Source organism: Leptospira gomenensis (assembly GCF_004770155.1).
Classification (GTDB): Bacteria; Spirochaetota; Leptospiria; order Leptospirales; family Leptospiraceae; genus Leptospira; species Leptospira gomenensis.
Genome location: NZ_RQFA01000020.1, coordinates 1 through 23,495, shown reverse-complemented (window position 1 = coordinate 23,495; position 23,495 = coordinate 1). Strand labels below are relative to the sequence as shown.

At 45.6% G+C, this 23,495-nt stretch carries 17 protein-coding genes and 1 pseudogene; 7 read left to right on the top strand and 11 right to left on the bottom strand.

All coding sequences use genetic code 11. The features are described 5' to 3' along the window. Positions 1-66: 66 nt before the first annotated feature. Genes EHQ17_RS03925 through EHQ17_RS03915 form a run of 3 tightly spaced genes read right to left on the bottom strand, consistent with a single transcriptional unit; the run spans position 67 to position 2,836 of the window. Positions 67-2,325 (bottom strand): heavy metal translocating P-type ATPase, encoded by a 2,259-nt coding sequence (locus tag EHQ17_RS03925; protein WP_135590873.1) that lies wholly within the window; start codon positions 2,323-2,325, stop codon positions 67-69. Beyond that, positions 2,322-2,531, bottom strand: coding sequence for a heavy-metal-associated domain-containing protein (locus EHQ17_RS03920; protein ID WP_135590872.1), 210 nt, complete (start codon positions 2,529-2,531; stop codon positions 2,322-2,324). Before EHQ17_RS03920 ends, EHQ17_RS03925 begins: the two co-directional genes overlap by 4 nt. 17 nt (positions 2,532-2,548) lie before the next feature. Beyond that, entirely contained in the window at positions 2,549-2,836 is a 288-nt protein-coding gene (locus EHQ17_RS03915; protein WP_135590871.1) for a metal-sensitive transcriptional regulator, read from the bottom strand. Between the two features lie 358 nt (positions 2,837-3,194). Here EHQ17_RS03915 and EHQ17_RS03910 point away from each other — a divergent pair, with 358 nt between their 5' ends. Continuing rightward, on the top strand, positions 3,195-4,280 hold the full coding sequence (locus tag EHQ17_RS03910; RefSeq protein WP_135590870.1) for a PA0069 family radical SAM protein: 1,086 nt from the start codon (positions 3,195-3,197) through the stop codon (positions 4,278-4,280). Between the two features lie 467 nt (positions 4,281-4,747). Beyond that, positions 4,748-4,971, top strand: a pseudogene (locus EHQ17_RS20085) (hypothetical protein); the annotation flags it as partial. A 255-nt stretch (positions 4,972-5,226) separates the two neighbouring features. Here the strand turns inward: EHQ17_RS20085 and EHQ17_RS03900 are convergent. Then, positions 5,227-6,309, bottom strand: a complete 1,083-nt coding sequence (locus EHQ17_RS03900) for a hypothetical protein (RefSeq protein WP_246057375.1) — start codon at positions 6,307-6,309, stop codon at positions 5,227-5,229. A gap of 471 nt (positions 6,310-6,780) precedes the next feature. Between EHQ17_RS03900 and EHQ17_RS03895 the strand changes: the two genes are divergently transcribed. The 3 genes from EHQ17_RS03895 to EHQ17_RS03885 all read left to right on the top strand — a co-directional run bounded on the left by EHQ17_RS03895 (position 6,781) and on the right by EHQ17_RS03885 (position 9,674). Continuing rightward, complete coding sequence (locus EHQ17_RS03895; protein WP_135590868.1) at positions 6,781-7,608, top strand: hypothetical protein; 828 nt, start codon at positions 6,781-6,783, stop codon at positions 7,606-7,608. 101 nt (positions 7,609-7,709) lie between these two features. Continuing rightward, complete coding sequence (locus EHQ17_RS03890; RefSeq protein ID WP_135590867.1) at positions 7,710-8,558, top strand: hypothetical protein; 849 nt, start codon at positions 7,710-7,712, stop codon at positions 8,556-8,558. A gap of 195 nt (positions 8,559-8,753) precedes the next feature. Further along, complete coding sequence (locus EHQ17_RS03885) at positions 8,754-9,674, top strand: lipase family alpha/beta hydrolase (RefSeq protein WP_135590866.1); 921 nt, start codon at positions 8,754-8,756, stop codon at positions 9,672-9,674. An 80-nt stretch (positions 9,675-9,754) separates the two neighbouring features. Here the strand turns inward: EHQ17_RS03885 and EHQ17_RS03880 are convergent, their stop codons facing one another. From EHQ17_RS03880 to EHQ17_RS03865, 4 genes are all read right to left on the bottom strand, one after another. Then, entirely contained in the window at positions 9,755-12,874 is a 3,120-nt protein-coding gene (locus EHQ17_RS03880; RefSeq protein WP_135590865.1) for an efflux RND transporter permease subunit, read from the bottom strand. Next, entirely contained in the window at positions 12,840-14,039 is a 1,200-nt protein-coding gene (locus EHQ17_RS03875) for a TolC family protein (RefSeq protein ID WP_425460675.1), read from the bottom strand. The genes EHQ17_RS03880 and EHQ17_RS03875 overlap by 35 nt, the downstream gene beginning before the upstream one ends. A 269-nt stretch (positions 14,040-14,308) precedes the next feature. Then, complete coding sequence (locus tag EHQ17_RS03870; RefSeq protein WP_135590863.1) at positions 14,309-14,677, bottom strand: hypothetical protein; 369 nt, start codon at positions 14,675-14,677, stop codon at positions 14,309-14,311. A gap of 207 nt (positions 14,678-14,884) precedes the next feature. Beyond that, the gene (locus tag EHQ17_RS03865) at positions 14,885-17,110 is read right to left on the bottom strand and encodes a SulP family inorganic anion transporter (protein WP_135590862.1); all 2,226 of its coding nucleotides are present in this window, start codon (positions 17,108-17,110) and stop codon (positions 14,885-14,887) included. 819 nt (positions 17,111-17,929) lie between these two features. On the opposite strand from EHQ17_RS03865, the gene EHQ17_RS03855 reads away from it, so the two are divergent. Beyond that, positions 17,930-19,081 (top strand): DUF1577 domain-containing protein, encoded by a 1,152-nt coding sequence (locus EHQ17_RS03855; RefSeq protein ID WP_135590861.1) that lies wholly within the window; start codon positions 17,930-17,932, stop codon positions 19,079-19,081. A gap of 87 nt (positions 19,082-19,168) precedes the next feature. On the opposite strand, the gene EHQ17_RS03850 is transcribed toward EHQ17_RS03855, so the two are convergent. The 3 genes from EHQ17_RS03850 to EHQ17_RS03840 all read right to left on the bottom strand — a co-directional run bounded on the left by EHQ17_RS03850 (position 19,169) and on the right by EHQ17_RS03840 (position 21,281). Beyond that, the gene (locus EHQ17_RS03850; protein WP_135590860.1) at positions 19,169-20,173 is read right to left on the bottom strand and encodes a hypothetical protein; all 1,005 of its coding nucleotides are present in this window, start codon (positions 20,171-20,173) and stop codon (positions 19,169-19,171) included. 35 nt (positions 20,174-20,208) lie between these two features. Continuing rightward, on the bottom strand, positions 20,209-20,853 hold the full coding sequence (locus EHQ17_RS03845) for a DedA family protein (protein ID WP_135590859.1): 645 nt from the start codon (positions 20,851-20,853) through the stop codon (positions 20,209-20,211). A 95-nt stretch (positions 20,854-20,948) separates the two neighbouring features. Beyond that, positions 20,949-21,281, bottom strand: a complete 333-nt coding sequence (locus EHQ17_RS03840; RefSeq protein WP_135590858.1) for a hypothetical protein — start codon at positions 21,279-21,281, stop codon at positions 20,949-20,951. 232 nt (positions 21,282-21,513) lie between these two features. Here EHQ17_RS03840 and EHQ17_RS03835 point away from each other — a divergent pair, with 232 nt between their 5' ends. Next, complete coding sequence (locus EHQ17_RS03835; protein ID WP_135590857.1) at positions 21,514-22,815, top strand: UvrD-helicase domain-containing protein; 1,302 nt, start codon at positions 21,514-21,516, stop codon at positions 22,813-22,815. Positions 22,816-23,495 lie beyond the last annotated feature (680 nt).

The window sequence follows — 23,495 nt, the reverse complement described above, 5'->3', positions numbered from 1 at the left end:
AGGCGCTCGAACCCGTAGATCCGAGCGCCATACATCATAATTTCAGAATATTTCAATTCTCTTATTCTATCGATCCGCCCTTTCGTTTACGGAAATCGCTTTTTTTTGAAGACGCAAGGCGTTCAAAACCACCGAAACGGAACTGAACGCCATGGCTCCGCCAGCCAACCAAGGCGCAAGAAAGCCGAATGCGGCGATAGGAATTCCGAGAGCGTTATAAACCAAAGCCCAAAAAAGATTCTGCCGGATATTATAAACGGTCTTTCGACTGATCTCTAAAACGTCGGGAATCGTGGAAAGATCCCCGTTCATAACGACGACGTCCGAAGACTCCATGGCTACGTCCGTGCCGGTTCCCATGGAAATCCCCAGATCGGCCACGGCAAGCGCAGGTGCGTCGTTGATTCCGTCCCCCGTCATCGCCACGATCTTACCTTCTGCCCGTAACTTCCGAATCTCGTCGGCTTTGCCCTCCGGAAGAACTTCGGCTAACACGTGTTCAATGCCGCATTTCTGCGCGACTGCGTGCGCAGTTCTACTGTTGTCCCCCGTAATCATGTAAACTTCCATACCGAACGACTTGAGGCGTTCTATCGCGGCGGACGCGGATTCCTTGATCGAATCCGACAAAGAAAGGATGGCGGAATGTACTCCATCAACGCTCAGATGAACGACCGTATTCCCTTCTTTCTCTTTTTCCGATTTGAGTTGGAGAAGATCGGAATCGAGCACGACTCCCTTATCCCTCAAAAGAAGATCCGTTCCCAAAAGAATACGTTTGCCCTGCACCGAAGCGAAAATTCCTCCTCCCGGAATCGTTTCGAAATTTTCGGGAATGGACAGCGAAAGACCTAGCCGTTTGGCTTCTTCCACCACGGCCTTGGACAAAGGATGTTCCGAATTCTGTTCCGCAGAGGCGGCAAGACCCAGCAAAAAAAATTTTTGCGCCGGATCCAAAACCGAAAAATCGTTTAACACCGGTTTGCCGTAAGTCAACGTTCCCGTTTTATCGAAGACGATCGTGTCCACTTTATGAGCGATTTCTAATGCTTCCGCCGTACGAAAAAGAATTCCTTCCGCGGCGGCGCGACCGGAACCGGCGAGAATCGAAACGGGTGTGGCAAGACCGAGAGCGCAAGGGCACGCGATGACGAGAACTGCGATCGCTTTTTCCAGAGCGCCAGCGACGTTTCCAGGTTGAATTCCGAAAAACCAAACTAGGAATGTAACGAACGCAGCGATCACGACGATCGGAACGAACACTCCCGAAATCCGATCCGCAATCCTTTGGATCGGAGCGCGAGAACCTTGCGCCTCCCGAACGACCCGAATGATCCCGGCGAGGAGCGTATCCTTGCCCACTTTGGAAGCCCTAAGTTTCAGGACGCCGTTTCGATTTAGCGAACCTCCGAACAAAACGCTGCCTTCTTTTTTTTCAACGGGAATACTTTCTCCGGTTAACATCGATTCGTCTACGGTAGAAACCCCTTCTTCAACGCTTCCGTCCACCGGGATCGTTTCGCCAGATTTCACCAAAAGTAAATCTCCGACTCGAACCGCAGCCAACGGAATTTCCTGAAGTTCGTCTCCGCGAATAATATTCGCCGTTTTAGGTTGTAATCCCGCCAACGACTGGATCGCTTTAGAAGATTTACCTTTGGCGACGTGTTCCAAAAATTTTCCGAAAAGAATCAGCGTAATCAAAACCGCGGAAGTTTCGTAATACAAGGGCAATTGTCCGTGTATGTGCACTCCGAAAGAACGAAAAGACTGGTATAAGCTGAAAAAGAACGCCGCGGAAGTTCCCAAAGAAACGAGAACGTCCATATTAGCGCCTCCGTTTTTCAGGGATCTCCAAGCTCCCTTGTAGAACGGAGCGCCGATCCAAAACTGAACGGGCGCCGCCAAAAACATCTGCAACCAAGGATTCATTAGAAAATTAAAATATTCGGAAAACATGTTGCTTCCAAAATGCCCGATCATGGAAGCCAAAAGGGGCAGGGAAAGGACGGCCGAAAACGTAAGGCGGACTTTGAGTTTTTTAAACTCGGCTTCATGGGCTTTCTCTGCTTCCTTGTTTTCCAAAACGTCCTGATGAACGAGCCCGCGATAACCTAAGGAATCGACCTTATCCAAAAGGATTTCTTCCGAAACCGCTTCGGAAAGTTCCACCTTGGCCGTTTCCATAGCAAAATTAACCCGTACATCGGTAACGCCGGGAATTTTTTTTAGACCCTTTTCGATACGGAGCGCACAATTAGCGCAGGTCATACCGATCAGATCAAGCGTAACGGAGGATATCTCCGTTTCAGAGCCGGGCTTCATTTGACGCCTCCCGTCGTGTATCCTTCCTCTTCTATTGCGGCTTTTACTCTGGAAAGTTCCTCCTCGTTTCCCGTTCCCTGATAGACGACTTCTTCGTTTTCCAAGTTTGCTTTTCCGTTTAAATCGATTTTTTTTAATGCGAATTCTACGGTTTTTACGCAGTGCGCGCAGGTCATTCCCTGAACGGCCAATTTAATTTCTTTCATGACTATATCCTCCAACCCTATTTAAGAATCCGGTCCATTGTGGTCATAAATTCCCCTAAAATTTCGGAATCGTTTTGTTTAAAACGTTCCACGACGCAGGTTTGAATGTGACTTTTCAAAAGAGTTTTAGAAACTCCGTCCAAAGCCGATCTCACCGAGGATAACTGGTTCAAAACGTCGTCGCAATATTCTTCCCGATCGATCATTCCTTGAATTCCGCGGATTTGCCCTTCGATTTTTTTTAATCTTAAGTTCAAGTTCTCTTTCACTTTTGGATCGGAATGAAGTTTGTGTTTCGATTTCATAATCCCATACCCCCCTATCCTATAGACGAAATCGATCGTAAAACGTGATTTTTTTATTTGAAAAAAGGGAAAAATTGCGCCACTCTTGTAGGAATCGAAATGAATAGAAAAGATTCGGACAGGAAGATGGACCAAGAAAAGTCGTTGTCCGAGATTTCAATGACAGCCCGCGGTATTCTAAATAAGAATTTCCTAATTACCTGAAACTCCTCTCATCTTTTTTTCTTCATCGTTTTTTCGAGATTACAGACTCAACGTACTAAAATTCAGCTCAGAGCGTTCGTTTTTAAGTCGTAAATACGCAAATATTTGTTTACTATTTATTTGATTAGTTTAAATTAACTTTCGATCATTCCCCATGTTCGAAAAACGAAACAACAACCGAGGCACCGAAGTTAAAATCCCGGGTCGATTCGAATCCATAATTCGAGAAAAGGAACCGTTCGAAGCGGAAGAACAACCTTCTCCCAAGACGATCTTCCTGGAAGAAAAGGCCAAAAGTATCGTGTCCGAAAATGATTGCCCCGACCTAGGTTTTACCCGTTCGATCAACCCTTATCGAGGATGTGAACACGGTTGTATTTATTGTTACGCGCGACCGAATCACGCCTATGTGGATCTTTCTCCGGGAATCGATTTTGAAACCAAAATCTTTGTGAAAAAGAATGCGCCGAACCTTTTGCGAAACTACCTCGCGAAACAAAAAGGAAACGTTCATACGATTCAACTGGCGGGTGTAACCGACATCTATCAACCGGCCGAACGAAAATTCGAAATCACGCGGGAACTCCTGCGAATCTTTTTAGAATTCAAACAACCCGTTGCTCTGATCACTAAATCCTCTTTAGTCACTAGAGATTTGGATCTTTTAGAAAACCTTGCATTCCATAACTTGACAAAAGTTTATGTCAGCGTCACTACCTTGGATCACTCCCTCTGGAAACGGATGGAACCGAGAACTGCGCATCCCGAAAAACGACTCGAAACGATCCAATCCCTCGTAAAGGCGGGAGTTCCCACGGGAGTCATGGTCGCGCCGATCATTCCGGGGCTCAACGATTCCGAGTTGGAAACGATTCTACGTGCGGCCCAATCCTCCGGCGCAAGATCAGCGGGAATGGTTTTCCTTCGACTTCCGCACGAAGTCGCCCCGCTTTTTTTAGATTGGCTCGAAAAAAATTATCCTCTCAAAAAAGATAAAATCGAGGGATTGATTCGAAATGCGAGAGGAGGAAAACTGTATGATGCAGACTATTCGACGCGAATGTACGGAACCGGTCCCTATGCGGAAATGTTATGGAAACGATTTCGAATTTCCAGGGATCGATTGGGCTTAAATGATCCTATCCGTTTGAATAAAACTCTTTTTCGAGTCCCTGATCGATACAAACTTCGTTTAACAAAGGGGGAAAACTTACTCCCGGAAATGGGAGAACATTCCTAAGAAACGTTCTTCCCTACCCAAGTTCGCGAGGTTCAAAAAACGCGAAACGATCTTCGGACTTCGTAGTCCTTCTTTCTTTCGATCTGCCAGAGCGCGTGAAGTCGGAAAATTCAGCCTCGTCTTAACGAAGGCATGTTTCGAAATGGATCCGTTAGGAGTTCCCACACTTGTGTCCTACAAAGACACATTCCGATCGACGAGGAGTTCCTACGCTTTGTGGACCTGCCTCGCCGTTTTCCTCGGTTTTCAATCACGACCATCGCGCAGAGTTCCCGCACACGCGCAGCCTACCAATTACAAAACATTCAATTCAATCCGTTACCTAAAAAAGAATCCCCTTCCGCACGACGGAACTCCGACAAACTCCCGACAAAGCTGCGAAACAGATTCCTAAATTATATCAGGGGAATGGTAGAGAGAAAGATAAAAAAAAATAGGGACGCCGTGTTTGCCGCCTTGTTGCTCACGGACCTCTTTCCGCAGGGACAAACACCGTGTTCGTTCACGGAAAATCGGATAAGAATCACAATGGAACCGCAAGAGCACAAACAAACTTTACGACCGTAGTCAACAATGATTGCAAGAGAACCGACACCTACAAGATCGTTTGCCACGGCGCGGGTTGTTACGTAACCGAGTATCGGCTCGCTAATTTGGAGGAAGCGGATCCAGCCACGGATATAACATCACTTAGGCGATCGCGTTGGCGGCGGCTTCTGCGGAATTGTATCTCAACCACGGTGAGACCAAAAACGAGTATTGGAGATAATCATTCAATCGTATTCGAAAGCGGTCCTTTCATTTCGACCGCTCTTTTCAAAAAGAACGGGTTTTATCGGCCGACCCGCCAATCAACCGAAGAATTACGGATGGGTTCGATCCGAAATCGCCTAACTTTCATTTTGCGATATTACGGTCGTTCGCGTCTTTTCTCCGGCGGGACGAATCAACGTTCCATACTTTCCAATTCCTTGATTCTTCTTTGTTTTTCGTTGCTATCCCAGAGTTTGGAAGTGAATTGCTGATTATCGTAGGACTTAGTCTTATAAAATTCCTTATAAGGAAGAATCAATTCCCGATCCGGCTCCGTGGTTTTAGCCGCTTGTATCTTCTTTAAACCCTCTTCTCCTTGACCAAACCATTCCGGATCAACGGCCAAATTGACCCTATGACCGCGAATATCCGTCAACACATAAGGACCGTCCAAACCGGAATCTCGAATCAACTTCCCGTAAAAAAGAAATTCGGCTTCACCATAACCTGTGGAAAGTTTCCCGTCAAACGTGGCCCAGGCGATATATTCCCCCGTTTCGGCGTGTTTCAAATTCCCTTCGATATGATAATTCCCCGATTTGTACACGTTGATTCCCGCGCGAATGACCAACGAACCGTCGCTCGTAGTATCCGAAAAAGAACCGCTCAACTCGGCGGGACGACCAGGAGAGGAATAAAAGGAAGTGTTGAGTTTGCCGAGTTTTTTAAAATTCGGTCCGTATCTAAATTCCGTTTCCAAAATCATATCCCCCCAATCCTTTTGAGACGGCTTCCATTGAAACGTATAAAGCAGATCCTTCGCCGCGTCGTCTCCGTTCGAACCGTTATCGCCGACGTCGGCGTTCAGAGTTCCGAATTTTTCACCGTCGAATTCTCTCCAGATCCTATGATACTTGATATCCACAGGAATACGTTTACCGTCCTGTTGTCTACATTCGAACGTTATGCGCATTTGATCTTGTATACCGATCACCGCCCAGGATAAAGGTTGAAGTTGACAAGTATAACCGTTCGTCTCCTTCGATTCGGGAGAATCCGCCATCGCGATCATAGTCGTTTGAATGAAAAAAGGTCGGATCAGATCTTCATTGTATTTGGAAAGCGGTCTCGAATTCGGCGGATATTGCGACCATTCTTTATAATCTTCTAATATTCTTTCCAAGGGAACGGAGTCGTCTATGTCCTGCAGAGAAGAACCGGAACCTCCGTTCTCCGAAATCGAATCCGATTCTCCGGGAGGAGAATTTTTGGCCATTCGCTCCGCTCTTTCCTTTCTCTCCCTTTCCGATTCGAACCAAGATTCTCTCCGACCCGAAGGCCAAAAAACGAACACCGTTAAAACCAAGAAAAATGACACAATCGCCCCGAAGAGCACATAGTTACGTTTAGCTTTCATGAATTCCCATCTTTTGTCCTTTTATAAAATGCAACTAACGCGCTTTCTCGGCAAAACAAAACCACAAACTCATTCTGGAAGAAAGTTTTGCCTTCTACCGCTCAACGTTACCCAGCTCGAACGCCCTATTTTCGAAAACAAAGTATTTTTCCGAAAGGCAAGGGCAATCAAGATTTGATTTTAAAATATAACCCATGTTCAATTTAATTTTGAATTTATTTAAATCGTTATTTATAAAACGATACTCTTACACTTGACTAAATTTTCAGAGAGTCCAATGTTTAGGCGGAGAAGATTCTTCTCTGCAAAAGAAATGGAGAATAGTGAAAAATGACGAAAAATTGGAAAAGAAATCGGATGATGGGACTGGCTTTGTGCGTGTTTCTTTTTGCGGGAGCGATTTCCGCCGAGACATATACCGTGTTCGTTCACGGAAAATCGGATAAGAACCACAACGGAACCGGTACTGTGGATGTGAACAATTACTGGGGAAGCAGCGTAAATTCTGTTTCAGGAGCGAAGATTTTTGTGGGGTACGACGGCACTTCGGATCCGAGAACATACGGAACCGCAAGAGCACAAACAAACTTTACGACCGTGGTCAACAATTATTGCAAAGGAACCAACACTTGCAAGATCGTTTGCCACAGCGCGGGTTGTTACGTAACCGAGTATTGGCTCGCTAATTTGGGAGCAAGCGTATCCAGTCGCGGATATAACATCACTAAGGTGACCGCGTTGGCAGCAGCTTCTGGTGGATCCGAACTAGCTTCCGCATTAAACGGAATCACATTCGGATTCGCAGGAAACGCGATGGACAAGTCGTTGATCGTTTCCACTGCGAGAGGGGCATACAACCACAACAATACGGCGGGAGTAACGATCTACCAAGTGCCCGGATACAAAGGTATGGCCGGAGCTTCGTTGATTCTACCGGGAGAAGACGATTACGCAGTGGCGTATCATTCTTCCTGTGCTTACAACAAAGCCGGAGGGTTGAATAAATGCCAATCTTCACTGACACAGAGCGAAGGAATTTGGCCGTTTAACTCGAATGTAACCTACACTCAGTTTCAAGGACACACAAGAGCGCCTTCCCTGACTTCTGCGGGATTGTATCTCAACCACAGTGAGATCAAAAACGAGGGTTGGAGATAATTCGAACCCCCGAAGCAAAACGTGCGACTCCGCTCCGAAAAAAGAGCGGGGTCGCCCTAACTTCTCAAAGTAGATATTTTCGTCTCCGAATTAGGATCGTTTTGTCGATCTCCTTTTTACAATTCTGCTCCTGCTCATTTTTGATCTGGAAGAACGCGTCTCTGACTCTGGAAAGAGGTTGGTCCTCTTCCGGAAAACGAATTACACAAACGGAAGTTTTATACCAGGAAAAGGATTCCTGGAATCCTTTGACCGGAACCTCGTTAAAAAGACATTATAATTCTATAATACGAATTTTCGACCCTGACCTTTCTGCGGCTCCGGTGGACGAAATACGTTTTCCTTCATGGATTTTACCCGGTAGCGTCTACTACCATTCGGAAACGGAAACGCTCTACTGGATCGGAGGTCGGGACGACGAATACGGAAGTTTTTACCGAATTCCGACCGGATTCGATTTGAAACGCAGACAGGATCTTTCTTTCGAGCAGTATCTGGAACCCGGGGAAATTCCGATCCATCTCGTGCCTTCCCCGAACGGGCTCAAGATAGCGATGATCGTCGCCGTAACCGACGAAGACTTGGAGTTTTTAAAGCCGGAGCTGGTCGTTGTGGAGAGAAAGTCCGATGCGACGGCCCAAAGAAACGTCGGCACACGCGTCCTTCTTTCGGAATGGAAGGAGACTCCTGCTTATAAAATCCGTTGGTCCGCGGATTCTTCCGTAATGTATATTCAAATTTTAGAATCCGTTTTCTCGCTGCACATCGGTGAAAATTCGCTCAAAAGAGCGAAAAAATTCCCGCAGTGTTTCTCTCCTCCTACCTCATTCGGTGCCGTCGGCATCTCCGCATCGACACAGACGAAAACGGTGTTAGAAAAACCCGACCGTGTTTTTACGGATTCCCCCTACGTCCGATCCGCGACGGAAATCAAGGATTGCCGTCCTTAATCCGAAAACGGAATTCACTTTATTAAACTTTAGAATATTAGAAAATACTACTTTAATTTTTATATTACGAACGTACGTTATACTAATTTTTAAACTAAAATTCAATTCGTTTAACATTTTATTCTTGAGCGTTTCGGACAAATCTGATCCTCTTGTTCCGCTCTCCTTATGGGAGAGAAAGAGGTTAAAAAACAAATGAAAAAAGTGATGAGAATAGCAGGCGTATTGCTTGTATTTTTAGTAACAAGCGTATTATCCGCTTCGGGCGGCGGCTCTTCAAGCAAACCGCTCTCCGGAAGTTATCCGATCGTTTTAGCGCACGGTCTATTCGGTTGGGGAAACGGTTCCACGGTTGTGGACTATTGGGGTGGAAACGCCGCATATCTTCGAAACCAAGGAGCGACGGTTTTAACGCCTTCCGTCACTGCCCTTAATTCCAGTTCCTCGAGAGCTTCGCAGTTAAAGTCGGCAATTCTTACAGCAATGGCTGCCAACAATTATACCGGAAAGGTCCATATCATCGGCCATTCGCAAGGCGGTTTGGACGCACGTTACATGGTTTCCAATCTTTCCATGAGCGGCAAAGTGGCTTCGATCACAACGTTGAACACTCCGCACAAAGGAAGTCCGATCGCCAACATCGTCGCAGCCGTGATACCGAGCTGGGCTTTGCCTTACGTATCCACCGTTTTAAACACGGTCATCGGTTTCGTCTACGGGGATTCCAACCAAAACGCCATCGCAGCGTTGAAACTGCTCACCACCGACGGACTCAAAGCGTTAAACGCTGCTTCGCCTAACGTATCCGGCGTTAAATATTTCTCATACGGTTCGGTGATTTCTATCCCGGATCTGATTCAACATCCGGCGATGGGATTACTCCATCCTATCTGTGCGATCGGTGCTCCGTTCTACGGAATGAGCATCGCGAACGACGGCGTTGTTCCGGATTCCTCACAACGATGGGGAACTTGGAAAGGCGGCCCTTCCACGCCTATTCTGACTACCGGAATCGATCACCTCGAAGCGACGAACGCGTTGTATCTCGGACAACTTTGGTACGATACGAACGCCTATTTTCTGAAAATGGCCACGAACGCCAAGAGCAATCAGTAAAATCCCCTTGCAACCTCTCGAGGAATAACACGAGAGGTTGCATTCATTTAAAATACGTTCAATTTATAGAATATTCAAAATTAACCATCTTTCAAGCCGCCCTCCATCCAATCATAAAAAACGGGAAGAATGACCAAAGTCAACAAGGTGGAAGAGACGATCCCGCCGATCACCACGGTCGCCAAAGGTTTTTGTACTTCCGATCCCAGACCCGAACCGAACGCCATCGGAAGAAATCCGAACGAAGCGACCAGAGCCGTCATGATAACCGGGCGGATTCTACTCGTAGCTCCCGATAAAACGGCTTCTCGAACGGGAAGATTTTGTTCCTCGCGAATCCTGTGAATCGTATCCAATTTGACGAGTCCATTGAGAACCGCAATGCCGGATAACGCGATGCAACCGACAAAAGCCGATACGCTAAGATCCATACCGCGGAAGAATAAGAACCAGATCCCTCCCGTCAACGCGAAAGGAACGCAAAAGAAAACGAGTAACGCCTGTTTGACGGATCTTAAACCCAAATATAGAACGATAAAAATCATCAACAAAGTCGAAGGAACGATCACACCCAACTTACGCTTTGCCTTGTCGAGATTTTCGATCTGTCCACCCCAGAAAACCGAATAGCCGCTCGGGATATTCATCGCCGCGACTTTTTCCTTAGCCTCATGATAAAAACCTTCCAAATCCCTTCCTCGTAAATTTACGGAAACGGCGACGAATCTACGTGACCGGTTTCTGGAAATGGTCATGACTTTTTGTTTTTTTTCGATCGAAGCGAGAAGTTTGATCGGAATCAAACCGCCGTCGTCGGTGCCTACTCCGATATTCGAAATTTCCGATTCTTTGTTTCTGAACTTTTCCGAAAGGCGGATTTTTATCGGAAAACGGACTTCTTCTTCATAGTAACCGCCCAGTTCGAAACCGCTCATCGAAGCCTCGACGGCCGAGTTGAAAGCGGGAAGTGAAATATTATAATATTTTAATAAATCCGAATCAGGGACGACGTCTATCACGCTCGACTTTCTAAGCGCCATAATAGGATCCAACTCTACCTCCGCAGCGCCAGGAATCTTTTGCAGAGTCTCTTTAAGACGCTCCTGAAGTTCCAAAAGTACGTTCAAATCCTTCCCTAAAATGCGGACGCTTATGTCGGCCCGGCTTCCTTCCAGTAATTCATTGAATCTGGCTTCCAGAGGTTGGCTCAGGGTAAGTTCCGATTTAGGAAAACGATCCTGTATTTTGGTGTGGATTCGATTCAAAAAATCTTCCCAATTTTTTTTCCCTAACAGGGAATTCAACGAGTCCTTTTTGAGAATCACGAACGTGTCGGCGTTGAAGGTTCCCATCGGATCGTTGGCGACGGAGCTGGTTCCGATCCTCGAAAAAACGCTTTTAATTTCCGGGAAGTCCATAAGAACTTTTTCGACTTCCTTCTGCTCTCGAAGACTCTCTTCCACGCTGATGTCTCCTTCCCTAACGATTACGAGCATAATATCCCCTTCCATCAGCTTAGGAAGAAAAACGGTACCCATTTTAGAATAGACGAAAACGGTTAACGCGAAAAAAGCCAAAGAACCTATGATGATCGGTTTCGGTTTATCGAGAAGCCGCGGAAGATGTTTTCCGTAAAAGGAAACGATCGCGCTTTTTTTAGCGGGATGATCCATCTTACGTGTGTTTGGTGAAAGAAAAAAATAAAGCAACGGAGGAAGAAAAAAAACCGCCAGCAAAAGACTGAACCCCAAAGCGAGCAAAACGGTTTCTGCCATGGGTCGAAACATCCTTCCCGGAATTTCGTCCAGGGTCAAAATCGGAAGATAAACGAGCATGATTACTACGATACCGAAAGAAACCGGTTTGAGGACTTCAAGGGACGCGTCTAAAATCGTCCGGATCTTTTCCTCGTCGTTGAACATTTTTCCGCTTTCGAATCGAGTCAGAACGTTTTCGGTGATTACGATGGAAGCGTCCACGAGCAAACCGAAATCGATCGCTCCTAAGCTCATCAAATTCGCCGAAATTCCGAAATACCTCATGCAGATCGCGGTCAACAACATCGACCCAGGAATAATGGCCGCGACGATGATCGAAGCTCGTAGATTGTAGAGTATAAAAAACAAAGTCAGGATTACGAGAACAGCACCCTCGGAAAGGTTTGTTAAAACCGTCCTTACGGTCGAATGTATCAAGAACGATCGTTCTAATAATACCCGGACTTGAACGTCTTCGGGAAGGTTTAACTGTGACACCGCGCGGTTAAGATCACGATTTACTTGGTCGCTGTTTTCTCCCCGTAACATCATTGCGGTTCCTAGGACTATCTCCTTTCCTTCCGAACTAGCACCACCTAATCGTTGTTTGCCGTGTTCCTTAACTTCCGCGATGTCCGAAACACGGATCGGTGATCCAGTGAACGTCCTTCTTACGGCGACGTTAGAAAGTGAATCTAAACTTTTCTTTAAACCGTAAGCGCGGACGATGGAGACCTTACCTTCGTTTTCGATAAAACCGCCGCCGAAACTTTCTCCGATGGTGGACAACTCGCCCACTAAACGGTCGATCGTGATTCCCCAAGTCTTCATCTTATGAGGGTCAAGATCGATGTGAATTTCCTTTTCATATCCTCCGTTGGAATCCACTTCAACGATTCCGGGAACGAGCGACTTCAGTTGAGGACGGACCGTATAATCCTGAATCGTTCTGAGATACAGAAGCCTATCTTCTTCCGGTTTGGAGGCCAGACTAGAGCCCGGTTTCGCCTCAACGGTATAAAAGAAAATCTCGCCGAGACCCGTGGTATTGGGAACGATCGTCGGAGAAATTCCTTTGGGGAGTTTTTCTTTTGCACTCGACAGTCTTTCCAAGACCGCGCTCCTGGCTTGGTAGATGTCGGTATTCTCGCGGAATATCAGTGATATATTAGAAAGTCCGAATTTAGATACGGAACGAACGTCGATCAAATCCGGCATACCCATCAATTCCGTTTCGAGCGGAAAGGTGATCACTTTTTCCACCTGCTCCGGATCGAGCGAACCGGTATCGACCGTGACGATGACTTGAACGTTCGTAATATCCGGCACCGCGTCGATGGGAACTTCCTTCAAGGTAAAGAAAGAGTAGATGAACAGAAAAAAAACGATTCCTATCGATAGGACGGGATTATTTAAGCTGATATTCAAAAGTCTGGAAAGCATGTTGAAAGGTTCCTATGATTTCTTTTTCGTTCGATATATAGAGCAAATTCAGAAGCGAATCCACATGGGATGCCTGCGCGTCCAAAATAGCATGATGCGTTTCGTGAAGCTGGTTCTCCAATTCCAGATAACTCATCATGAGAATTCTGCCTTTTTTGAATTCCAAGTCCGCGTAAGCCAGATCCTTTTCGATTTCGTCTAACTTGGAAAGGTTGAAAAGTTTAAGATTTATCTTCGATTGTTCGTAATCCAAATACGCTTGTTTGAATGAGGTTCGCACGAGATTTTCCTGGTGTTTCAGAACCTCTTGTTTAGATTTTAAATTCATCTCCGCGGCGGAAACCTTATTCTGATACTGATCCCAAACCGGAAGTCTGAACTTCACACCGAAATCGTAAAAACGGTTTGCTACCCCCGATCTGTCCTCACCTACTTGACTGACGATCGAATAGTCGGGATACTTTTCTAGATTGGCGAGATTCAATTCGGTTTTGGCCCTCTCTATCTCGCCTCTCGCGGTCATCAGAGATACGTTATGTTGAATCGCCTTTTTCTGTAATTCTTCGAAATCGAATTTAACACCATCCGTAAACAGGGGAATTTTCAACTCCGGCGCGACATCGAGCATCAGATAAAAATTGGCTCCTTCGAATTGTTTATTCGCGTCCAATTCTAGATCGTTGAAATGTTTTTTAAGCGCAAGAATCCTTCTCTGAATGATAAAAAGATCGGCCCTAGATTGTGGAGTGACGAAAGGTCTCGCTCGGATATAACTCTCGATGATGGACAACCTCCGCAAACGTTCTTTAACGTGATTCCTTTTTCCGGAGGACACGAGATAACGATACGCGAACTTTACTGCGTTAAGACGAATCGAGTTGCTCGCCTCTTTCAGTTGAATTTCCTTAATTACGGAATCCTTATCGATCAAAAGTTGACGCAGTTCTTTCCTGCCTGGAAAATAAATCGGTTGTTCGAATTGAAGCGCGTATTCGGAACCGATCTCGTTCGCGGCCTTTCTCTGACCGTAGTCGAGCGTGATCGAAGGATTCTGAGTTTTGCCTTGTTGTTTCCGTTGATAAAAAAGCGATTCCAAGTCTGCATTCAACGAAAGCAACAAAGGGGAATTTTTCTCCGCGAGCTCCAAAATGGAGCGTAGATTCAATTCCCGCACCGACTCCGCACGCGACGAAGCGGACGAAAAAAGGAACAATAGGATACATTTCGCCGCAACATTTCGCATTAGCAAATTAATATTTAATTCGAATCTGAATGGCCGAAGTTTAGAATCTCGAAAACGACCTGAACCGTACCGATATGTCATTGAATTTCACCTCCCGAAATGACGAAAAGGGTTCCGTAAACCGACATTGAACCCGCCTCGAAGCGGCGATCACCCGATTTTCGAAACTCGAAGAACCAAAAAACGGTGCACTAAATCAGGAGATAAACCGAGGAAAAAATATTAATATATTCGGAAGTACTAATTGAAAATCGGAAAGAAGCGGATTCTAAGATCGCAAAAATCGGAAAAAAACGGGCCGAAGTTCCGAACCTAAAATCGACGGCAAGAAAAACGATTTGAAACTTGGAATGATTCGAATCATACTCCGCAAAATTCAAGGATCCCGAGTCCCAATCGCAGTTACGGTCCTCCGGAGAAGTGTCGTTCGGATCCTGATGACAAGGCGAAGTTAAGTTTTCGCTTCGATCCAACTCACAAAGAGGACCACAATCCAAAACTAAAAAGAACACGGACAAAAGAGCCAAAACGACTCCGACTTTAAAAACGTGTTCCTTCATTGCCTCCAGCTTAAGCCGCACGAAAACTTGTCAACGTAAAAAGTCAACGGCTGACCGACGGCGATTTTGATTCCGATTTTCAAAAAAGAATCGAATCGAACTTCGTCGCCCCGCCAGTAAAAGGTTTCGAACAAAGAAGCGGATTACGAAAAATCGGGAGCGGATAAAATCCGCTCCCGGGAAGAATATTCAAAAAATGGAATTCGTTTAATTCTGCTCGAATTTATAACGAAATATGTCGTAGTCCTGAAATTCTTTATTTATATCGATGTTCAGGTCCAAAATCCGCCCTTCCGCGATATCGTAGACCCAACCGTGAAGTTGCAGTTCCTGCCCTTGTCTCCACGAGTTCTGAACGATCGTAGTCATACAAAGATTATAAACCTGCTCCCTAACGTTCAATTCCACGAGACGTTTGTGTTTCTCCTCTTCGTCCAAAATGCCGGAAAGAGTTTTGCGATTCATACGATAAACCTGCTTGATATGTCTCAACCAAGCATCGATCAAACCGTGATATTTCCCGTCGATAGCCGCCTTAACCCCTCCGCAACCGTAATGTCCGCAAACGACGATGTGTTTTACCTTTAACACTTCCACCGAATACTGAAGAACGGACATCAGATTCATGTCGGTATCGATCACTAAATTGGCGATGTTCCTGTGGACGAAAAGTTCTCCTGCGCTTGTTCCGGTCATCTCGTTGACGGAAATTCTGCTGTCGGAGCAGGAAATCAAAAGATATTGCGGCGCCTGACCGAGGGAAAGTTTTTTGAAATAGTCAGGATCGTTCGCGAGTTTTTCTTCGACCCAAATTCTGTTGTTCTCGAAAAGTTTTCCGTATTCCTGTTGAGCGGTGCGATCGAGCGGTTTGTTCTGAATCTTTTCGTACGGAGACGCAACGTCCAGAATCTCCAATTTAACGTTTCTGGCAGCCGCAGAGATTTTGAAATCCTCGATCACTTCGAGTATATCGGGATCGATATACTTTGATTTGGAACCGTCGATGATCAGATGTGCGTTATCCGGAACACGTTCTAGTTTATAGAGAATACTCGATTTATTCAGGAAGGAGACGTCTTCGGAAAGATCGATTCGAATTTCCACTCCGTAATTCTTATCTTTGCGATTCAACTCGAAAGGGTTGAGGATATTCCTTCGAACGATAAAAAAAACGGCCACCACACAACCGACCCCGATTCCGATCAGAATATCGGTGAAAACTATTCCTAAAATCGTAGCGACAAAGGGAAGGAATTGATCGGCGCCTTTTTTGAATTGGGACTTTAGAATTTTATAATCCGTTAATTTATAACCGACGACCAAAAGCACTGCGGCGAGGGAAGACAGTGGAATTTTTGAAATCAAACCGGGAATTAGGATTAAAGCCAGGAGTATGAACACTCCGTGCAGAAATGCGGACAACTTCGTTTTAGCTCCGGCCTGAAGATTCGCCGAGCTGCGCATAATCACGGAAGTGACCGGCAGACCGCCCAAAAATCCGGAAACTATATTACCTGCACCTTGAGCGATCAACTCCCTGTTTTTGGAAACGGCTCTTCTTTCCGGATCTATTTTTTCTATCGCATCCAGAGTGATCAAACTCTCCAAGGTCACTACGACGCATATTTTAAGCGCGACCAGATACAACGTCTGATTTTTCCAATACGAAAAATCCGGAAAATATTGATCCGTAAAAAGATCGGTCACGCTCGCCAGACGGATCGGTTGAATCAAATGTTCGCCGCCGACCGAAAGGAAAGGCATCCAATATTCGAAGGATTCGTTGACGATAACCGCCAAAACGATCGCAACCAACGATCCGTGTATTAGGATTTTTTTATGAATTTGAAAACGTTCCCAAATAACGATGATCGCGAGTGAAAGGAAAAATAAAACGACCGCTCCCGGACTAAAACGGTAAATGGCGTTTATGATTTCCGAGAACGTGTTTTCGCTGTCGATCTGGAAAAAACTAAAATCCCCTTCCGGGTCCTTATCGTAACCGATGGCGTGCGGAATCTGCTTGAGTATCAAGACGATCCCGATCGCGGCGAGGAGCCCTTTGATCACGGAAGAAGGAAAAAAGTTCGCAAGAATCCCCGCCCGAACGAAACCGAGAAGAATCTGGAACACTCCCGCGATACAAACTGCGAGAAAAAAAGCATTCAAATTTCCTAATGCTCCGATGGAACTGAATACTATCACGGTAAGCCCCGGAGTGGGGCCGCTTACTGAAAGAGGCGATTTACTAAGAAGGGAAACGACGATTCCCCCTACGATTCCTCCGATCAGACCGGAAATGATCGGTGCTCCCGAATTGGATGCGATCCCGATACAAAGCGGAATCGCGATCAAAAAAACGACCAAACTTGCGGAAAGGTCGTGTCTTGCGTCGCGCCAAAAATCGCGACTTAAAAAGGAAAGTGAAAACATGATGACTCCTTAGGGGGAAAAAATCCCCGAACTTTCAAAATAGAATTGAGAAAGGCGGATCAGGATTCCGGCGGAGGGTTTTCGATTTTAGGATAGGTTTGAGAAAGAACTTTCTCGGAATAAAAACGATACGAGGCGCTTTCCAAACGAAAGCCGAATTCGAACTGGTCGAAATCGGAAAAAAAATCTTCTCTTTGTAATTCTCCCGTTTTTTCCGCTTCCGTTTCTTGAGATTCGGAAGCGGTTGCCGAGGCTTCGGACTGAGGAGAAAGTGCGGAGCTGGAATACGTAGGAAAAAAAGAAAATATGCAATAGAAAAGTAGAAGAACTCTAGGAATGGAGCAAATCCGTCTTTTCAAATTACAGACCGACATATGTTTAAAAGTCTTTCCGTTTCCTGTTTAGAATAGAGATCATACGTATTTCTTCGGACCTTAGACATGTCACGTTGAGATACGGGCATATTTTTTCAGCAAAAATTCCCGAGAAAATTCCGCGGAAAAAAAAAGAACATTTTCGTTTCCATGATTCCAACCCAATACGTCTTTGAGTCGATTCCTGCCGGGCTTTAAAATACATTCCGACATAGCACTTCAATGGCAAATTTTAGTCTTTTTTGATGCAAACAAAAGGCGATCTTCAAAGAATCAGGTGGGAAACGAAATCCTGGGAAGAACTTGATCCTGACCAAGACAACGGAACCGACGTTTCTAAAATTATAAAAAGAATTATCATTTTATAATTTAAAATTCCATTTTCTCATTTACCAAATTGGTCTTGTACCGGATTTTCAGCTTAATTTTCACTCGAAATAGAAAGATGGAATATTTGCAGAAATTCGAAAGAGAGATGGATGTCATCACATCCATCGAACAGAAAAATCACGTCATCTCGAAATATCTTTTTGATAAGGAATTGACGTTTAAAATCGATCCTTTTGATCGAAGGGCCGTGATCAAAAAGATACTCGAAGGCGGGGAAAAAATCGTGATTCAGTTGCTCGACGCCGCGGAATCTCTGGAATCGCAGGGCAATTCGTTTATCCTCTATAAAATTCTCGCCAAATACATCCAATTGGAGTGTGTCCTCCTACAAAAAATCGAAACGTCGATTTTCTCCCTAAAGGTGGAAAAACTCGCGATCGCAAAAAAAAACCGCAATCATATGCGTTTTCCCGTAAAAGAAGGAATGATACATGCAACAAATATAATATCTTCGAAAACGATCATCGAAGCGAACATGTTCAACGTTCCTACACTCGTTAAAGTCAATTTCGAAGATTATAAGAACCGCTTAAAACAAAGGAGTTCCGACGTAGTGGATATCTCCACCTTCAAATCCGGTATGGACAGGGAATTCGAAGTCGTAAAAAAAAGCCGAAAATTTCTTCTATTGGAGAACACCCAGGATCCGAATTCATACCGAATCGGGGGCGGAGACAGACTCGAATTCGAAAAACAAGTGGACGACGACATAAACTTTTACATCCGCAAGTTCAAGGATCAAAAAATCGTCTCGGAATTGATCGTTCCGATCGTCTACGTCAACCATTCGGAGGAGCGGATTCCCATCGGATATATTTTGATACAGAGCAAAGATCGGACGTTAACCGAAACCTATGCGCACGAACTTCAGGCCCTGGCGCAGGATATGGTCGAAAGAATCAAGGAATCGAATACGGTCAAAACGAACGAAAAGTTTCAGATCCTCGAGGTTTCCCAGGGAGGTGTGAAGATAAAAATAAACAACGCTCATCTCGCTGAAACTCTTCCGAAACAGGACTCTTTCGTCTTTGATATCTTTTTCCGCATGCAGGCCCCGTTTACGGTCCACGGATTGATACGTTGGTTTACCAAAGACGAAAAGAACTGTCTCGTACTGGGAATCGAATTGACAGGCAAATCCGATTTACCGGGAGAAAGGAATCGGTTCGCAAAAAACATAGAACTATTGCGCAAAGGTGCTATTTGAAATCGTAAGGATTCCGAATTCGAAATTGGACTTTCGAAAGAACCCTTTCCTGAGAACCGGAACTTTAGAATTCGACCGCGGCTCTCTTTATCGATTCGAATACGGATCCAAATACGTAAGTTCTTTTCTCCAAGGTTTCATTCCGTGAAATTCCACGGCGCCTCCGTTTTCAGTCTGTAACCGCCTCTCGAATCCTTTTTTACGAAGAACGCAGGTAACTTTTCCGATATCGCTTTGTTCGATATAACGCGGACTTCCGTCCGGATCTCTGTAAATATAGGACGCGATCTGTTCCGGGTCCAGTTCCGCCTCTGCGGAAATTTCAAAATCGTCGAGACGGGTTCTGAAATATAGTTTAGGATATTCTACTTTTGTAATACTTCTTAAGGAGCGGAGAATCGAATGTTGATGGATCGGCATACCCTGTTTCAAAAGAGTAACGAAGGTGAGTGTCGGAGCGAACGACTGAGGTCGCACCGTAACGATTTCGAGCGACCAACCTTCCGGATCGTCGTCGAAACGCGGAACGAAAGTCCAGAACAATTCCGCGACCCGATTGGTCCCCCAAATATGATTGAAATGTCCTTTCCCGCTTTGGAACGGAAACTCGTTTTTGTTCAGCTGAATCGTCCCCGAAACGTCCGTGAACGGGGACGAAACTACGCTCCTCGTTTTAGGAATCGGGGTTCGTTCCAACCAACTCGGAAGATGACGAGCCGGTTCCAGAACGTGATTAAAATTCAAATCCCAAGACAGTGTCTCTTTGGGGGAAACGGAAATTTTTCCACGCATGTGATGCGGACCGACCGAAGCTCCTGGAAAAAAAACCTCGTCTTCGGTCGTGTTGATTTGATCCCGCGGAAAGGCCTGCGCTGCAACTCGGTGGTTTTTCGGATTTTTAACGTCGAACAGGGAAGCCCACAACGCCCCGCTCGCAATCAAACCTCGACTCGGATTTGGATCCAAGGTCGTATAACGCACCCAAAACGCTTGGCGATTTTCCGGAATGAGAACCACCGAAAACCAGATTTCGAACCGAGGGCGGATAAAACCGGCGGCAAATTGGGAGATAAAACTTTCCTTGAGATCCATAACGCGTTCCTCCGAAAAACCGGATCGATCGCATTTTAGATCCGGTTCTTTTTTCTTTCCTTAAAATATTCGATCACCGCCGGCAAAACGGAAATTACGATGATCGCGAAGATCACGATCTTGAAATTCCGTTTTACGAATTCCAAATTGCCGAAATAGTAACCGCCCAGAATAAAGATGGAAATCCAGAGTATTCCACCTATGATATTATATGCAATAAATTTAACATAAGTCATCGTGCCGATTCCTGCGACGAAAGGCGCGAACGTACGGATGATCGGGATAAACCTGGCGATAATGATCGTTTTTCCGCCGTAAATCTCGTAGAAACGATGTGCCTTTTGCAGGTGTTCCTTTTTAATCAGAGGAATTTTCTCTTTTTCTAATATCTTTTCTCCGGTGAAATTCCCGATCGAATAATTGACCGTATCTCCGAGAATCGCCGCGACGATCAATAAAAGCAGCGTGCTCGTAAGATCGAGAGAGCCCCGCGCGATGAACGCACCCACGGCGAATAAAAGGGAATCTCCGGGTAAAAACGGAGTCACAACGAGTCCCGTCTCCGCGAAAATGATCAGAAAAAGAATGATATACGTACCGCTTTGATACGTCTGTATGATCGTATCCAAATGGGTTTCTAAATTCAAAAAGAAGTCTAAAAAAAACTTAACGGTTTCCAAAGTGCCTCGCTTGCCCGCGTTCGAAACGGACGATAAAAGGTTAAAATCTATTTAGGATAGGATTTAAGAATCGATGGACAAGTCAAACTCGTAAGTCAGAAAAGAAGCCTTTCCTTACCCGGGACATAACGATAAATTTTCGTGGGATAGTTCAAACGGACCGAAGCCGAAGAGATTCCCTTTCGATCCGGCTTGATTCTCGCGTCGAATTCCACCTCGTCTCCCGGTCGAAGATCCATCGACCTAAACTTGTTCGATAGATAAAAGAGTTGGGAAGAGATGATCGGTTTACCGGAAATCAAAAGAAGAATATCTTGAAGAAGAATCCTGGATTGTTCCGGATTGGTATGATGATGAACCGCCCCCACCGAAGCGCGGAACCGTGTTCTTTTTCTCGGTAGAATTTGGATCTGATCCGAAATCGTCATTTTCTAATTATCCCTCCTACCGTAAAAATTTCGAAACCGGAGTCGAATGGACTCGGCCGCTGATCGTAATGGTAATCCTAATCGCTTCCAAGATTTTCCTTTGATTTAGAGAAAGTACAGCATTTTTCTCGAGGTGATCCTATTTTCGCCGCCGAAGAAAAAAAACGAGCCGGGTGATCCTTCGATAAATCCGTTCTCTACGGGAACGGGAACCGTGACTGCGGAGGAAACCATGGAAAAAAAGGTTCGATACAGCTCGGCACAAAGAACGATTATCGAGGAGGATTCCAAATTCGTCCAGGTAGTCGCGGCTGCGGGTTCCGGAAAGACGAGTACTATGGTGGGAATTCTGGAGAGAATTCTCAGGGAAAATTTATTTCCGGAAGAATCGTTGTTGGTCCTGACGTTTTCCAGAAAAGCTGCGGGAGAAATTTCGGAACGGATCAAACGTGTTACGGGAAAAGAAACGATTCGGGTGCAGACGTTTCACGCGTATTGTCTTTACGCGTTGGGTAAGTGGCATCCGATGTTTGCAAAACGAAAGCCGAAGATACATTCTTCCGAGGACAAAAACCGATTTTATCGGGAATATCTGAAACTTCGTAAGTTCGAAGTCGGTGGGATTCCTTACGAATTATTCTGGTCGGAAAACGCGCATAACGTGGAAAAATTCATGCCCGAACTCAAAGCGGAATTAGACTTCGCTTATCAAAATTATAAACGTACCGAAGGATTCCTGGATTTCGGGGATTTGGTATCGATGTTCCTCGAGGGTTTGAGAAACGGAGAAGACTGGACGTCCGAAGCGAAAAGAAGCGTACAAAAAGTTCTGGTGGACGAATTTCAAGATACGGATTTGGAGCAGTTGGAATTCCTGAAGTTGTTGTCGGAGAGTGCGTCGATTTCGGTAGTCGGCGACGATAGTCAAGCGATCTACGGATTCAGAGGCGCCACGCCCGTTCCCTTTTTGCGTTTTAAGGAAATATTCAAACCTTGTAAGGTTCATTTTTTAAACATAAACTATCGTTCTCTACCGGAGATCGTCACGTTAGCGGACATTCCGATCCGGAAAAATCGGGCCAGGATCGAAAAAACCGTATTCCCCGAGCGGAAAGGAAACGCACTGACAGGTCGAATCCTAATCGAGGAATCGGCGGAATTAATCCCTTATTTCGTACGATCCATTCGATCCTCCGGAGGTAACGTAAAAATATTATGTAGATCAAATTTTAGAATATCCGAATATTCACGAATAGGAATACCATCAGAATATCTGATGACGATACACTCCAGCAAAGGACTGGAATTCCATACGGTCTTTGTGGATTTAGCGGACGGATGGAACGCAAGAAGCGATTCGCCAGAAGAAACCGTCGAAGAAGAAAGAAGGATCTTGTATGTGGCTCTTTCCAGAGCGGAGGACAGATTGATAATCGTCGGAAACGTAAAGACGTCCCGAAGAGAAACCATCGAAAACGAATTCTTTCGATACTTTAGAAAATTAAAACGTATCGAACCGGAGGACCTATTATGAATTATCGAAGTAAAGATCTGAGCTGAATTATAGGTTCGGTAAACGGAACAACCGGGTTCGGTTCGTCGGGTTTAGGTAGGGGGATTGTGGCGTGTCTCGGAGCCGCCGGTGGTCGGCCAAAATACATTCATTTTTTGGAATATTCCGGCGGCTCCGAGTCGCGTGACTCCGGGCTCGCGGATTCCCGCTCGTCCTCTTCGAGGACGCTTCGCGCCCTGCGGCCCGCTCACGCAGGAAATGTAAGAGGAAGCGAGATGGACGTTTGTGCCAAGTGGCCGCCCAGCCGCAGCCACGGGATCTCGCACGAGAAGAGCGGTATGGTGTTGTCACGGGCGAGCGCGGTGCAACGCAAAACAAAAAGAGCGCGAAGTATGCGCGCCGCGCAACGGGTTTGATGAGGTTCGTATTTGTATTAACGGCGTTTTCATTTTTGTTTCTTCGTTTTGGTAGCGGGTTTTGTTTTGAATCTTCATTCGCGCCGACGTTCGGAACGTTTCGAATTTTGTTTCGTTACGTTATTTTGCGTTACGTTTTCCGTCGCGGCTTTGCTTCTAAACTTTGTTTGTAATTTCGTTTTCCGCCGGGTTTTGCTTCGAACTACGTAGGGAGCCGCATCTGATTTCTGTGGATTGTCCGCTTTTGTATGCGAGCGCTGGAAGTTTGGTGTTGTCGGCGCTCGC

Excerpts from the sequence above, each read along its gene's own strand:
- EHQ17_RS03865 (WP_135590862.1), bottom strand. The coding sequence starts at position 17,110 with ATGTTTTCACTTTCCTTTTTAAGTCGCGATTTTTGGCGCGACGCAAGA.
- EHQ17_RS03920 (WP_135590872.1), bottom strand. The coding sequence starts at position 2,531 with ATGAAAGAAATTAAATTGGCCGTTCAGGGAATGACCTGCGCGCACTGC.
- EHQ17_RS03900 (WP_246057375.1), bottom strand. The coding sequence starts at position 6,309 with ATGGCCAAAAATTCTCCTCCCGGAGAATCGGATTCGATTTCGGAGAAC.
- EHQ17_RS03925 (WP_135590873.1), bottom strand. The coding sequence starts at position 2,325 with ATGAAGCCCGGCTCTGAAACGGAGATATCCTCCGTTACGCTTGATCTG.
- EHQ17_RS03855 (WP_135590861.1), top strand. The coding sequence starts at position 17,930 with ATGGAATATTTGCAGAAATTCGAAAGAGAGATGGATGTCATCACATCC.
- EHQ17_RS03885 (WP_135590866.1), top strand. The coding sequence starts at position 8,754 with ATGAAAAAAGTGATGAGAATAGCAGGCGTATTGCTTGTATTTTTAGTA.
- EHQ17_RS03880 (WP_135590865.1), bottom strand. The coding sequence starts at position 12,874 with ATGCTTTCCAGACTTTTGAATATCAGCTTAAATAATCCCGTCCTATCG.
- EHQ17_RS03910 (WP_135590870.1), top strand. The coding sequence starts at position 3,195 with ATGTTCGAAAAACGAAACAACAACCGAGGCACCGAAGTTAAAATCCCG.
- EHQ17_RS03870 (WP_135590863.1), bottom strand. The coding sequence starts at position 14,677 with ATGAAGGAACACGTTTTTAAAGTCGGAGTCGTTTTGGCTCTTTTGTCC.
- EHQ17_RS03840 (WP_135590858.1), bottom strand. The coding sequence starts at position 21,281 with ATGACGATTTCGGATCAGATCCAAATTCTACCGAGAAAAAGAACACGG.
- EHQ17_RS03895 (WP_135590868.1), top strand. The coding sequence starts at position 6,781 with ATGACGAAAAATTGGAAAAGAAATCGGATGATGGGACTGGCTTTGTGC.
- EHQ17_RS03915 (WP_135590871.1), bottom strand. The coding sequence starts at position 2,836 with ATGAAATCGAAACACAAACTTCATTCCGATCCAAAAGTGAAAGAGAAC.
- EHQ17_RS03850 (WP_135590860.1), bottom strand. The coding sequence starts at position 20,173 with ATGGATCTCAAGGAAAGTTTTATCTCCCAATTTGCCGCCGGTTTTATC.
- EHQ17_RS03835 (WP_135590857.1), top strand. The coding sequence starts at position 21,514 with ATGGAAAAAAAGGTTCGATACAGCTCGGCACAAAGAACGATTATCGAG.